Annotated in this window: 10 protein-coding genes and 1 pseudogene; all 11 read left to right on the forward strand. The window is 37.9% G+C overall.

What is annotated here, in order from left to right:
* Positions 1–8 precede the first annotated feature (8 nt).
* The 11 genes and pseudogenes from CBM24_RS19755 (at position 9) to CBM24_RS19805 (ending at position 13,304) form a co-directional block, all read left to right on the forward strand.
* Positions 9–1,205 (forward strand): efflux RND transporter periplasmic adaptor subunit, encoded by a 1,197-nt coding sequence (locus CBM24_RS19755; RefSeq protein WP_088162422.1) that lies wholly within the window; start codon positions 9–11, stop codon positions 1,203–1,205.
* Positions 1,206–1,509: 304 nt separating this feature from the next.
* A complete protein-coding gene (locus CBM24_RS19765; RefSeq protein WP_088162424.1) occupies positions 1,510–2,748 on the forward strand; it encodes an MFS transporter in 1,239 nt (412 codons plus the stop codon).
* 121 nt (positions 2,749–2,869) lie between these two features.
* Entirely contained in the window at positions 2,870–3,544 is a 675-nt protein-coding gene (locus tag CBM24_RS19770) for a response regulator transcription factor (protein ID WP_088162425.1), read from the forward strand.
* A gap of 86 nt (positions 3,545–3,630) precedes the next feature.
* Positions 3,631–4,818 (forward strand): sensor histidine kinase, encoded by a 1,188-nt coding sequence (locus CBM24_RS19775; protein WP_172462480.1) that lies wholly within the window; start codon positions 3,631–3,633, stop codon positions 4,816–4,818.
* A 69-nt stretch (positions 4,819–4,887) separates the two neighbouring features.
* Positions 4,888–6,261 (forward strand): TolC family protein, encoded by a 1,374-nt coding sequence (locus tag CBM24_RS19780; RefSeq protein ID WP_088162427.1) that lies wholly within the window; start codon positions 4,888–4,890, stop codon positions 6,259–6,261.
* A 6-nt stretch (positions 6,262–6,267) separates the two neighbouring features.
* Positions 6,268–9,390 carry an efflux RND transporter permease subunit gene (locus CBM24_RS19785; RefSeq protein ID WP_088162428.1) on the forward strand — a complete coding sequence of 1,041 codons (3,123 nt, stop codon included), beginning with the start codon at positions 6,268–6,270 and terminating at the stop codon, positions 9,388–9,390.
* 85 nt (positions 9,391–9,475) lie between these two features.
* A complete protein-coding gene (locus CBM24_RS19790; RefSeq protein ID WP_157698537.1) occupies positions 9,476–10,510 on the forward strand; it encodes an efflux RND transporter periplasmic adaptor subunit in 1,035 nt (344 codons plus the stop codon).
* 59 nt (positions 10,511–10,569) lie between these two features.
* Positions 10,570–11,550 (forward strand): DUF1259 domain-containing protein, encoded by a 981-nt coding sequence (locus CBM24_RS19795; protein ID WP_088162430.1) that lies wholly within the window; start codon positions 10,570–10,572, stop codon positions 11,548–11,550.
* 264 nt (positions 11,551–11,814) lie between these two features.
* Entirely contained in the window at positions 11,815–12,201 is a 387-nt protein-coding gene (locus CBM24_RS27795; protein WP_232475581.1) for an AAA family ATPase, read from the forward strand.
* A 27-nt stretch (positions 12,202–12,228) separates the two neighbouring features.
* Positions 12,229–12,528: pseudogene (locus CBM24_RS27800) on the forward strand (AAA family ATPase); the annotation flags it as partial.
* 182 nt (positions 12,529–12,710) lie between these two features.
* Entirely contained in the window at positions 12,711–13,304 is a 594-nt protein-coding gene (locus tag CBM24_RS19805; RefSeq protein WP_088163687.1) for a hypothetical protein, read from the forward strand.
* Positions 13,305–14,193 lie beyond the last annotated feature (889 nt).

Consider the following 14,193-nt stretch of genomic DNA (forward strand, 5'->3'; position numbering starts at 1 on the left):
TTTTAACAATGAAAACATCGTTAACAACATATATTCCACTTCTGTTCTTATCTGCTTCATTGCTTTCTTCCTGTGGTGAACAAAAAAATAGCGACAACAAAGAAGCGACAACTGCCGAATCCAGTGCAAAAGACAGTACTGAAAATAAGGCTCGGACGATCACTTTTACAGCCGATCAATACAAACTGTCAGATATCCAAACCGGCAAGGTAGAAAAACGCAGTCTCAGCGGCATCATTAAAATGACAGGAACAGTGGATGCTGAACCTGGCGATATTGCTTCAGTATCTGCCCCTCTAGGTGGGTACATAACAACTGCGGGTCTGCTGCAAGGTCAGGAAATCAGAAAAGGCCAACTGTTGGCAACATTGGAAAACCCAGAGTTTATTAGCATGCAGCAGGAATACCTGGAGAGCCTTGGGCGTCTGGAGTTTCTGGAGGAGGAATACAAAAGACAACGAGACCTGAGACAGGAAGATGTAAATTCGGCAAAGACCTTTCAACAGGTCAGCTCCGATCTAAGGGTCATTAAAGCCAAAATATCAGGTCTGCAACAACAGATGGCGTTGGTCGGTATCAACAGTGTGGCACTGAAAAAAACAAACAACATAACACGGACCGCAAACGTATATGCACCCATTTCGGGCTTTATCAAAACGAGCAATATCAATCGTGGAAAATATGTTGCACCCACGGACGTGCTCTTTGAAATTATGGGTACGAGTGACCTTCACCTCAGACTCAATGCTTTTGAGAAGGATATGGCAAAGATCAAAAAAGGTCAGACAGTGAAATTCTCGCTTTCCAATGAAACCTCCTATGACAGAACGGCAAATGTATATCTGGTAGGTCAGGCTGCCGATGACAACAAGATGATTGCCGTGCATTGTCGTTTTACAAAACAATCCGGACTACTGCCAGGGATGTATGTAAAAGCATTTTTGGAAACAGGAGCTGAACTGCGGGATGCAGTACCGACGGATGCTCTTGTACAACTGGAAGGAGAAAATTATATTGTCGTACAACAGGAACAGTCTAAAGGTAATTATACATTTGAGCTACTTCAGGTAGCTAAGGGAGTGGAACAAAGCGGCTTTACTGCTATAACCCTATCTTCGTCAGTTAACCCAGATCAAATTACTATAGTAACTAAAAATGCTTATACTATACTCTCCGCAATCAGAAATGCCGAAGAGGAAGAATAGTAAGCTTGACCTTATCCAGTTGTTATGAAATCTGTAAGGAAAAAGAAAAAAAGAAAAATTGCAATGCCTCCTCAATCAAAAAAAAGAGGAGGCATCAAGAAAAAACATACGCCCAAGATGACAGGTTTGGCCTGGATCGCCGTAGCAGTGATTGCTTTTATTGTACTACTTATTATTTCATTTTTATTGGCTGACATTCACACAAATCGAAGTCATACACCTTGATCTATAAGCGATAAAATTGGTTCACTATACTAAAGGATTGAAATGAGACACAATGTATGCTGATAAAAACGATTAAAATATGGAAACCTTCACACAAAATATGATCAAACCATTTTCGGCTCTAAGAAACAGGATATTCGCAAAATTGTATTTTGCGCAGATAGCCAGTCTTTTTGGTGACGCTTTTACCTGGCTGGGAATAGCTTTATTAACCTATAGCTTAAATCCGAATGGTTCTGCCAAAATACTGGCGTCTGCTCTGACACTGCGAGTCACTGCGTATATTTTATTTTCTCCATTTGCTGGTATTGTATCGGATAGGTTTAGACGGAAGAATATTTTATTGATTACGCAGTTGGGGCGAATAGTTGTTGTTTGTCTGTTGCCTTTTGTAAACAGCGAATGGCAGATATATGTGTTGATTTTTGTACTCAATATATTTGCGGCATTCTTCACTCCAACCTACAGAGCAATTATTCCACAGGTTATCCAAAAGGATCTTTATCGTGAAGCGAATGGGCTATCCATGGCTACGTTTCAACTTTTGAGTGTATTTGGTCCAGCACTAGCGGGCATTTTTTCCGCTTGGCTGGGAGCGAAACAGATCTTCTTTGTAGATGCTGTCATGCTTGTGCTGGCCATCATACTTATCGTGACGATTCCCCAAGCTTCCTTGCAACAGGGTGTTGATATCTTAAATAAAAAGGTGAAGAGCACATGGGCTGAAATTTTTAAAAGTGTCCATTTGTTGTTTGGAAATAGAATATTGCGTTTTTCACTGAGCATCGAATTTATATCTGCGGTAGCGGGAGCCTTGGTCCTTGTAAACACGGTTGGTCTTATCAAGACATCTCTCGATCTTGATGACAAACATTATGGATGGATTATGGCCGTCTTCGGGATCGGTGCTGCGATATCTGCTTTCCTATTGGGTAGTCTGGATAAATCTAAAACAAGACGTTCGTCGTTGATCGGCGGAGCACTGCTTATCGGTTTTGCGATCAGTTTTGCAAATTTTGTTCCGTTCAATGGCCTGATATTCCTATGGATCTTGGCAGGTATAGGACAGACATTGGCCGACATGCCTTCGGAAACATTGATCGGCGAAAATATTGCGCCTGAAGATCAAGGAAAAGTATATGGTACACACTTTGCTTTTTCGCATTTATGGTGGGCAATTGCCTATCCGATTGCAGGTTATCTGGGAACAAAATACCCTGAGCGTGAGTTTCTGTATGGTGGGATATTGACTTTGGCCTTAGCAGTTATAGTGATTATCCTATTTAGCATTTCAAAACGGAATATAGCAAAAAAATAGAATTATATTGTTAACATCTCGATCTCAAATGGAAAATTGAACCGCGAAATATCGATATTAAAGCTCAAACTACAAAATTTCTACAGAATCTTGATTTATCTTTGTATAAGAAAGCGACAATATGAAAATACTTATCATTGAAGATGAACTCGAACTTCTGAAATCTATAACAGAATATCTTCTCCAAGAAGATTTTAGATGCGAAACGGCAACAAATTTCAAAGATGCAAGCTACCTTATTTCTGGTTTTAACTACGACTGTATTATACTTGACATAAATCTTCCTGATGGAAATGGTCTAGCTTTATTAAAGTTATTGCGCGAAGAGAAGAAAAAAGACGGTGTCATTATTATTTCTGCAAGAAACTCATTGGAAGACAAAATTATCGGACTGAATCTCGGAGCTGATGATTACTTGGTAAAACCCTTTCATCTCTCTGAACTGAACGCAAGGATAAAGGCATGTATGAGAAGACAATTCAATGAGGGTATTGAAATGATGGAAATCGGAAATCTCATTATTGACCCCATAGGCCGATCTGCGCAGTGCAATGGGCAACCTCTTCAATTTACAAAAAATGAATTTGACCTGATTGCCTATCTGCTGAACAATAAAAACCGTGTCGTGAGTAGACAAGCTATCGCCGAGCACATTTATGGTAATCGAACCGATCTTATGCCCTCTTTCGACTTTGTTTATTCACAGATCAAGAATATTAAACGCAAACTCAAAGAGGCGAACAGCATTGTAAAAGTTGAAACAATCTATGGGCTCGGATACAAGATTTCTATATGAATAAACCACTTTTAATCCGCAACACGAGGATTTTGCTTATCGTATTACCGATCATTTTAATCCTATGTTCCCTAATATTTTTCCTGATGCTTACTCATCACGCGCGCCATGCGCAGGAGAAATTGCTTAACTTAAAGCAACAAAATGTATGGCAGTCTTTTATATCCACAGATGGTAAGATTACTCCTAAAATTATAGGTGAGTATGAAATTATAGAAGGATCTCCAATACAATCCCCGAATATAGTCCGCGACACCACTCTCTCTCTCCTAAATAACGACGTTACCCCCCCCTTTCAGATGTTCTCTAAGAATTATGATTGGAAAGGAAAGGAATACACGGTAACGACCTTTATTTCTGCTACTGAAATATCTCATCTTATCATAAAGGTATTCGCCACGGAAGCGCTAATTCTTATATTATTGCTCATAGCAATAATCATTTTGAATAAAATAAGTTCAGGAAAACTTTGGGCTCCATTTTTCACAACAATGCGGGAAATGGAACATTATGATATTGCTCAAAAGCAAAATATAGAACTGAAACCTGATACCGGCACATTGGAATTTGATCAACTTAATCAAATATTGACGCAATTAGTTACCAGAGCACGTTTGGCATACATTAATCAGAAGCAATTTGTAGAAAATGCCTCACATGAAATGCAGACTCCATTAGCTATTATACAAGCCAAGCTCGAATTGCTTATTAACCAGAGTGATGTCTCAGAAAAAATGGCGTCTTTCATCGCCGATATATCTTTGGCAACTTCAAGAATGAGCGATTTAAATAGGACACTTTTACTGCTTTCCAAAATAGAAAACAATCAATTCCCTGAAAATGAAAAGATTGATATCGCTGTAGTTGTACAAAGAATCCTTGCTGAATATCTGGAATTTGAACATACGGTCAAAGTAATGGAAACATATTGGGAGAAGGATATTATGATAAATGCAAACCGGACCTTGGTCGAAATTCTTATTTCTAATATTATTAAGAATGCAATCGTACATAATGACAACCGTATGGAACTGACCATAGAGCTTTCCAATGGAGTACTTACTGTAGAAAATACCGGGCATCCATTGGATCGTCCAGCCTCAGAAATGTTTCAACGCTTCAAAAAGGGCAACTACAAACAAAAAACAATGGGACTTGGGCTTTCATTGGTAGAACAGATATGTAAACTGTACCAGTTTGGTATAAATTATAGTTACACTGATGGACGGCACAGTATTAAAATTAACTTTCTTTCTGGTATAGAACCAAATTGACAAAATTTCTCCAAAATCACTTTTTAGGTTTGTCCCTATAAACACCCTAAGGGGACAAACTTAAATAAAATGGTTAAATGGTTTTATTGTATTGGCGTCTTTTTCTTTTTTGGCCCACCAAAATTATTAGCTCAACATTCTGAGGAAAAGCGGATCAGCCTGAAAGACGCTATTTCTCAAGGTGAAAATTATCACCAATTACAAAGTATCCGTTATGAAGCTGAAGCAGCGGCAAAGCATATCAATGTCGTTCAATATAGCAAATTACCAAATATTGATGCTAATTATCAAGTTGGTTTAGCGACTGCAAATAACACCACCGGACTTTTTTATCCAAATGGGATACTGCCCATCAGCGGTCCACCTTCGGTCAGCAATTCATTTACCCCCACAGTAGGAAGTGCAGCTGGTGTATTACTGAATTGGGATATACTCACTTTTGGTCAAAAAGATGCCAAAATTGGCGAAGCTTCAGCGGAATATAGGGTGAAAGAAGCGGTATTTAAAGAATCTACTCTTGAGCACCGGACTAAGATCATAAATACCTATTTGGATTTAATACTGTCACTCGAACATACCAAGATCTATTCTGCTAATACACAAAGGACAAAAATCAATCTAAAACAGAGTGCCGTTCTTTCCAAAAATGGTATAAGACCGGGAGCAGACAGCACATTTTTCTCATCCGAATTATCGAAAGCGACAGTTGAGGTGCTCAATTCAACAAAACAACAAAAAGTTTATCAGCTTTTACTTGCACATCTTATTTCCTCCAAAGACCTCCCCTTGCCAACGGATACAGCATTCATAAGTGTGCTGCCTCCAATAACTCAAGGTGGTTCAAATTTTAGTCAAAACCCTATGTTGAAAACCGCCGAGAGCAGTTTGTCTCTAAATTTATTAAAAGAGAACACGATTAACAAAGACTATCTACCTAAGGTTACTTTGTGGAGTACAGCATTTGGTAGAGGCTCAGGGTTTCAAGAAAACGGAACGAATAGAGACATAAAAGGACTTTCGTTAAACAGAATAAATTATGCAATTGGATTTCAATTGAGCCTACCTATAATGAAATATGGCGAAACCAGAAAAAAGCTTCAGGAACAACAAATGCTAACTTTAGCTGCTAAAGAGAAAATAGATCAAAGTAAAGACCTGCTATCAATTCAACAACAGATAGCTAGTGAAACGCTTTCCAATTGTATTCTGGTGGCTGCCGAAACTACAAAGCAGTTAAATGCGGCGCAATATGCTTTTTTTGCCATACAGGCAAGATATAGTGCCGGACTGATCAATCTATCGGATCTTATCCAGGTGCAGTATAGTTTGCTAAAAGCTGAGCTGGATAATAAAAAAGCATATCTGGATGCCTGGAAAGCATATCTTCTCCTAACTGTAATTGACGGCGATGTCACAATTTTCACTAACGCAATTCAAAAATAAATCACGATGATAAAATTAATTAAGTTTGCGCTCCAGAAACCCATAACTATCCTTGTTTTGGTGCTCGGTATACTTGCATCCTCCATCCTAGCAATTAAGAAATCACCGATAGATATTTTTCCGAATATAAATGCACCTACGATCTATGTTGCCCAAACCTATGGAGGACTTTCCCCACAGCAAATGGAAGGCTTTGTAACATCTTATTATGAATATCATTTTCTATACATCACCGGAATAAAAACTGTTGAAAGCAAGTCTATACAGGGATTGGGATTAATAAAGTTACAGTTTCATGAAGGGACCGATATGGCAGCTGCAATGGCAGAAGTAGTTTCTTATGTAAATCGTTCAAAATCATTCATGCCCCCAGGCACACTCCCACCATTTATCATGCGCTATGATGCTGGCTCGGTACCAATTGGTCAATTGGTATTCCGTAGCGAGACAAGAAGCTCAAATGAGATCCAAGACCTCGCTTTATTCAAGGTACGTCCTATGTTTGCTTCTCTTCCGGGTGTATCAGCTCCACCTCCTTTCGGGGGAAACCAAAAAACCATTGTCATAAAAGCAGACCCTGAAAGGCTAAGAGGTTATAATCTAACTGCTGATGAACTCGTTACTGCCATCGCTAAGAATAATTCAATCCTTCCGGCAGGTAATATACGTTCGGCTGATCAAACTATAATTACACCTTCTAATAGTATTGTGTCGGATTTCAAAGAACTCGAAAATATCGCTGTCAAGAATAAAGAAGGTGCAACTGTATATGTCAGGGACGTTGCATCAATTAATAATGGAGCGGATGTAACGACTGGCTACGCATTGATTAATGGTAAAAGAACGGTTTATATTCCTGTCACTAAACGAGCTGATGCTTCTACTTGGGATGTCGTTCAGGCTATTAAACATGCTTTACCAGATATGCAGTCGGCCATACCACCTGACATTAAAGTATCTTATGAATTTGATCAATCGGGCTATGTTAGCAATTCTCTCCAAAGTGTATTATTTGAAGGTATACTTGGCGCATTCTTGACCGGCTTGATGGTTCTACTATTTTTAAGAGATATCAGGAGTGCGATCATTGTGGTTGTAAATATTCCTTTGGCTTTACTAGCGGCATTAACGGGACTATATTTAACAGGACAAACCATTAATATTATGACCTTAGGGGGGTTGGCATTGGCGGTAGGTATACTTGTTGATGAATCCACGGTGACTATTGAAAACATACATCATCATCTTGAAAATGAGATGCCCATCCGAAAGGCTGTATGGACAGCATGTAAAGAGATGGCGATCCCCAAATTGCTTATTCTTTTAAGCATCCTTGCCGTATTTGTTCCCTCTTTCTTTATGACCGGCGTGCCAAGGTCAATGTTTAAACCTTTGTCATTAGCCGTTGGTTTTGCAATGATTGCTTCATTTCTGTTATCGCAAACACTGGTACCGATACTCTGCAATTGGTTTATGGCTGAAAAGAAAGAGAAACTAACATTAGACCCGCTTCAAAATCTTAAAGATCGTCTCGTAGCTTTCGTTTTAAAATGTCGGAAAAGAAAATCCATTATTGTTCCCGTGTCGCTCATTGGTTTGACTACTATTGCCTATCTGAGCTACTTGGGATCTGGGACGGAAATTTTCCCAAAGGTTGATGCAGGTCAGATGCAGGTCAGATTAAAGATGCGGCCGGGAACCCGAATCGAAAGAACAGAGGATGCAACAAAGAAAGTTCTTTCAATGATAGACAGTATCGCTGGGAAGGAAAATATTGCAATCACTTCTGCTTTTGTGGGACTACAGCCTCCCACCTATGCTATTAATCCGATTTACCTCTACACCAGCGGTCCTCAAGAAGCTGTTTTGAAAGTAAATTTAACAAAGGAATCAAATCTCCCCCTTGAACAACTCAAAGAAAGTATAAGGCATGGAGTAGCGAAAAACATGCCCGAATTATCATTGTCTTTTGAACCTGCGGATCTTGTTGATCAGGTAATGAGTTTAGGCGCCAATAATCCAATAGAAATAATAATCCAGGGAAAAAATCTAAGTCAGAGCCAAGAAATCGCCAAAAAATTAAAAAACATATTAGATAAAATAGATTATTTACGTGATGTGCAGATCGGACAACCCTTAGAATATCCAACTCTTCAAATCAATTATGATAGAATAAAAATGGGCCAGATGGATATCTCGGTTGAAAAAGCAGGCCGATCCGTACTTGATGCAACTTCGTCGAGTAGATTTATCCAACCCATCTATTGGCTCGACAATAGCTCAGGAAATGCTTATCAAGTTCAAGTAGAGTATCCCCAGATGCACATGAATGCCGTAGAAAAAATTGAGGAACTACCGATTTCAAATAAGGATGGGAAAACAGTATACTTACGGGATATTGCAAGTATAAAAAAGATCAACTCCATAGGAGAATATGATCGAATAAACCAACAGCGCTATATTTCACTAACAGCAAATATTTATAATAAAGACCTTGGAACCGCAGTAAAAGATGTAAATAAAAACATCAAACTATTGGGATCTCTCCCTGCTGGAGTAAAAGTCTATACACGTGGTCAATCAGAAATGCTCATACAGACTATTGAAGAGCTCACTATAGGCTTGGCTTTGGCGATCTTTGTTGTCCTACTCATGTTGGCAGCTTTTTTCCAATCCTTTAAACTTGCTTTTACTGTTCTTACTGTGTTACCCGGAGCGTTGGCAGGTTCTATATTAATACTATATTTTACAGGAAACACGATTAATATTCAATCCTTTATGGGATGCATTATGGCCTTGGGTGTTGCTATTGCCAACGCGATCCTTCTTGTATCAAATGCCGAAACGATAAGGCGAGAAAAATTTAAATACGATATGCCAGCAGTAACGGCTGCTTCCAATAGACTTCGACCTATATTGATGACTAGTCTCGCAATGATCGTGGGAATGGTACCGATGGCCATCGGATTGAGTGAAGGAGGTAAACAGACAGCACCATTGGCAATTGCTGTTATAGGTGGATTAGTATTTAGTACGATTAGCAGTTTGCTCATCGTACCATTGGTACATGACCTACTCATAGGTAGCAAGGAGCAAGCAGGAGTATCACTATTTCCCGAAGAAAAATAACTAAGAAATCCAGATCATGAAAACTAAATTAATAAATTCAAGAAAATTTCTCGCTCTAATAGCCTTATCGCTAACTATTTCCTGTATGGGCAAAAAAAGTGATAAAAAAAACACTGCTGCAGAAGAGATAAAGCCAGATTCAGTTCAGGTGACGACATTAGATTCATCTACACTACAAAAGAGTATATCCCTTCCGGGTAATCTTCTACCTTATGAAAAAGTTGAAATAAGAGCAAAAGTTCCTGGTTATATCAAAAGCCTAAATGTTGATCTCGGTTCAAAGGTGACAAAGGGCCAAATACTTGCGTTAGTGGATGCTCCAGAAATAAACTCACGTCTTCAGGAGCTGATTGCAAAGGAAAAAATGTCTTATTCTAATTATCAATCTAGCTTGGATTATTACGACCGCATCAATAAGGCATCTAAGTCCGACGGCGTAGTAGCTGCATCAGAACTGGAAAAAGCAAAATCACAGATGCTGGCTGATGAGGCCAACTACAATGCTTCCAAGTTTGCCGCTAAATCTTATAGACAGGTAGGAAATTATCTTGCCATCGTAGCTCCTTATACAGGAATTATTACAAAACGCAATATCAATATTGGGTCTTTTGTCGGAAATTTAAATGAACCTCCTTTATTTGAAATAGAAGATAATAGGATATTAAGACTTCAAATACCTGTACCTGAGATTTATTCTGGGGCACAGCTAATGGAAAATAAAGGAGAATTAACAACTAGTTCATTTCCGGATAAACTATTCACGGCGGTCCTTTCACGAAAATCAGGAAGTATTAATTCCGAAACGCGAAGCGAACTGTGGGAATTTGAAGTTCAAAATCCAGATCTTAAGCTTAAACCCGGAAGTTTTGCCAACGTCAACCTTAAATTTGCCAGAACACAGCCCTCTTTTATTGTACCCAACTCAGCTGTACTTACAACACTTGAAAGAAGATTTGTCATCGTTATATCCAATGGTATTACAAAATGGATTGATGTCAGAAATGGGCTCGCTGTTGGGGAAAAACAGGAAATATTCGGAAATTTAAAGATTGGTGATCTGATCGTACTAAAACCAAATGAAGAGCTGAAACCAGATAAAAAAGTAATAACAAAACAATAAAATAAAATCAGTGTATTTTATTTAGGGATATTCCCGAAGAATCCAATAAATATTTCATTATGAAAAATCTAACAAAACTGTTAACTATTCCGTTATCCATTTCCGCGCTATTATTAGTATCAGCAGAACTACATGCTCAACAAGAAGCTACCCATGGCAGCATGATCAAGGCAGACCATTCAAGCAATAATCGTATAAAATTGAAGCCGCTTGATATTTCCGTCATTGAAAAGATTGTACAGGTAAAGGGCAAGGAAAATAATGGAGAATATAAGATTACTGTTCCTCAAAATGATCTAGACATCAATGTGGATGGCTTTAAAATCATACCGCCAATGGGACTCGGAACCTGGATAGCCTTTACTCCGGCTCATGATGGCGCAATGATTATGGGAGATATTGTTATTACTGAAAATGATCTAAAACCCGTTCAGTTTGAGGTAATAAAACAAGGACTAACGATAACTGCTATTCACAACCACTTTGTAAGAAATCACCCCAATGTGATGTATATGCATATTGGCGGAAGTGGAAGTGTCGAGCAAATGGCTGCGAAAGCCAAAGCTATTTTGGATAAGGTAAAGGAAACTCGGGGCACAGATCCAGCGAAAGGACAATTTACAGGAAGAACTGTGGACAACAGTATTGATATCAAAAGAATTGATGCAATACTAGGTATCCAAGGAGAAATGTCCAGTGGAGTGTATAAATATACCATAGGACGTCCCGACGCTCCTATTACCGAGCATGGCATTCCTATATCAACTTTTTTTGGTTATAACACTTGGATAGCTTTTCAGGGTACAAATGAAAAAGCAGCAATAGCTGGAGATTTCGCTATGCTAGAGGATGAAGTAGCACCTGTTATAAAAACTTTAATAGAAAATGGTATTGAAGTCGTTGCAGTACACAATCATATGGTTCATGAAAAACCCCATGTATTCTTTTTGCACTACTGGGCAATTGGAAACGCAGAAAACCTCGCTCGGGCTCTGAAGCTAGCATTAGAACAGACTGGAAAAGGAAAAATGAAACATTAGCGTATTTATAGTTTCAACAGGAAAAAAATTTGTATAGTCTCTACTAAATGTACCTGGTAGAGCTATGCAAATTTTTCATAACAAAAGAATGTCTTCATACCCTTTTTGACCGACTAAACTATTTTCGTTGAGCTGGTTATTGCCATATTATAACGAATCTTTGATAGAATTTAATCCTAAAATAGAAGAATATAAAATGTTCTTAGAAAAAATCAGTCTGAAGTCGCGAAAAAACAAGAGGGTACTCCACAATTGCTTAGTAAGATGATTTATATTAGCCAAATCCGAAATAAAAAACCGCAGGAAGACCGCGACCATTATCCGTATAATATTCTGTCATTATCAGCGCTGGTGGAACTAAAATTTCGGAGTCCTGTGACTTTCATCGTAGGAGAAAATGGTATCGGGAAATCGACACTAGTAGAAGCGATAGCCATCAATGCAGACTTTAATCCTGAAGGTGGAAGCTGCAATTTTAATTTTAGCACCATGGATTCCCATTCTGCTTTATTCGAAGATATCCAAGTGATACGAACCGCATATCGCAACAGAGATGGTTATTTTCTCAGGGCTGAAAGTTTTTATAATGTAGCCACCGCAGTAGATCAATATGAAGCTCAGCAATCCTATGGTGGATCGCTCCACGAATGATCTCATGGTGAAAGCTTTCTCTTATTATTACATCATCGCCTCAACGGTAATGGACTCTATATTTTTGATGAGCCAGAATCGGCACTGTCTATCATAAGCCAGCTAAATATGTTGAGCCGAATAAGAGAGCTTGTAGAACTGAGATCCCAATTCATTATCGCAACACACTCCCCAATCCTAATGGGCTATCCCGAAGCTGATATCTATCAGGTATCTGAAAATGGAATAAAGCTGATTGCATATCAGGATACCGAACAATATAAATTGATGAAGTATTTTATGAATAATCACGAACGAATGCTATCCGAATTGGGCTTCGATTTTTAGATCAAATTAAATGGAAGACAAAAATAAATGCAAAGAACTCATTGGGAAATTGATGTGTTATATAATCGTTAAATTCATAATTGACACATAAAATATGAGGTATTTATTTTAGCTTTATCCCTAGCTAGTTAATCTAAATAATGTTCGCAAAGAATATTTGTCAGCCAATATCTGCTTTAGAAATGAAACGTATAATAACAGTAATCTTAGTTTTTTTATCAATACATATTAATGCTCAAAATCTAAAACACCTTACTGATATCGCAAGTGACGACGGTATACCGAAGGGGAAAGCAATTATCTATGGTAACTTTATCCAACGATTAGGATTCAGCAGTGGAGGTTTTCCGCAGGACATACGTTTGATCAATACAGAAACAAAGGAGGTTTTTGCATTTAGAGTGAAGCCGACATTCAAATCATCAAAGGAAAATACCTTCATATACACTATTGAGCCAGGAAACTACGCTATTCTAAATTATTGGTGGACCAATAGTAAGTGGTATGGAGGTAAAATGTATACAGAATATATTTTTAAGAATATAGATACAACGGATGATTTTGAAGATAAAGTAAACGCTGGCCTGATAAACATAGATGAATTAGAACGCTTTACTTTTAAGATCACAGAAAACTCATTAAACTATCTGGGAACCTGGCATTTTAAAACCCCTCCTGTTTCATTCACGAATGATAAGGTCATACTCGACCAAAAAATAAAAAAGAAGTACAAAGTCATTGACTTTTCCCAAGCTATTGTCGTTATGCCGAACTAATAGGCACAAATCAGGAAATATAGAAAACCTTTGGTTCAAATAGTATTCACGTTCACATGTAATGCGCACCTCTCGACGAAGGGGTGCCGCTATAAAAAGCTTCGTTAATCAGATTTTATAAATTTCCAATGACAATACTTATTTATAGAATTTAATTAGCTTGCTCATGCTCTGAATTAAGTCAGGTTGATGAAGGGACTCTGTTCCGTTATCAAAAATTTCAAAACTAAAATGACCAGATAATTCTTCTAACCTTTTTTTGCTGGCTTTCATCTCTCCTTCAAACCAGTTGTCCCAGACCAATAGGATACATTATTCAAAATCATCCGTCTGGTATCGGACAAAAATTTAGATAAAAACATTTTTTATATAGGAACAATTCAAGCAATCAAACCTGGGGATTCGAAGTAAAAGGAAGAAGGGCTTAAGGTTTTATTCTAAATCTTTATATATATCTATTTATGTATTGCTATTTTTTTTAGTATATTTATCTTCATAAAAAGTAAAATAAAATTGTAATAGCCAATATGCCATCTAGTTTTCTCGAGCTGACGGGAAGAACTTATCAAATCTAAAAGCATGACTAAGAATAAAAAAATTAATGTACAAGGAGTAGATATTCTCCTATATCAAGAAAATCAAAATGATTACATATGACTTACGGATATTGCAAGACACAAAGATTCGGCACATACTGACGATTTAATTAAAAACTGGATGAGAAATCGCAATACAATTGAACTCTTAGGTTTTTGGGAAAGTATATATAATCCCAATTTTAAACCCGTCGAATTCGACGGGTTTAGAAAACAAGCTGGTCTCAATAGTTTTGTGATGACTCCCAAACGCTGAATAGAAAATACCAACGCAATTGGTATAATTTCTAAAG

The organism is Sphingobacterium sp. G1-14, from assembly GCF_002196555.1.
In the GTDB taxonomy this organism is placed as follows: domain Bacteria; phylum Bacteroidota; class Bacteroidia; order Sphingobacteriales; family Sphingobacteriaceae; genus Sphingobacterium; species Sphingobacterium siyangense.

Excerpts from the sequence above, each read along its gene's own strand:
- CBM24_RS19755 (WP_088162422.1), top strand. The coding sequence starts at position 9 with ATGAAAACATCGTTAACAACATATATTCCACTTCTGTTCTTATCTGCT.
- CBM24_RS19765 (WP_088162424.1), top strand. The coding sequence starts at position 1,510 with ATGGAAACCTTCACACAAAATATGATCAAACCATTTTCGGCTCTAAGA.
- CBM24_RS19770 (WP_088162425.1), top strand. The coding sequence starts at position 2,870 with ATGAAAATACTTATCATTGAAGATGAACTCGAACTTCTGAAATCTATA.
- CBM24_RS19775 (WP_172462480.1), top strand. The coding sequence starts at position 3,631 with ATGCTTACTCATCACGCGCGCCATGCGCAGGAGAAATTGCTTAACTTA.
- CBM24_RS19780 (WP_088162427.1), top strand. The coding sequence starts at position 4,888 with ATGGTTAAATGGTTTTATTGTATTGGCGTCTTTTTCTTTTTTGGCCCA.
- CBM24_RS19785 (WP_088162428.1), top strand. The coding sequence starts at position 6,268 with ATGATAAAATTAATTAAGTTTGCGCTCCAGAAACCCATAACTATCCTT.
- CBM24_RS19790 (WP_157698537.1), top strand. The coding sequence starts at position 9,476 with ATGGGCAAAAAAAGTGATAAAAAAAACACTGCTGCAGAAGAGATAAAG.
- CBM24_RS19795 (WP_088162430.1), top strand. The coding sequence starts at position 10,570 with ATGAAAAATCTAACAAAACTGTTAACTATTCCGTTATCCATTTCCGCG.
- CBM24_RS27795 (WP_232475581.1), top strand. The coding sequence starts at position 11,815 with ATGATTTATATTAGCCAAATCCGAAATAAAAAACCGCAGGAAGACCGC.
- CBM24_RS19805 (WP_088163687.1), top strand. The coding sequence starts at position 12,711 with ATGAAACGTATAATAACAGTAATCTTAGTTTTTTTATCAATACATATT.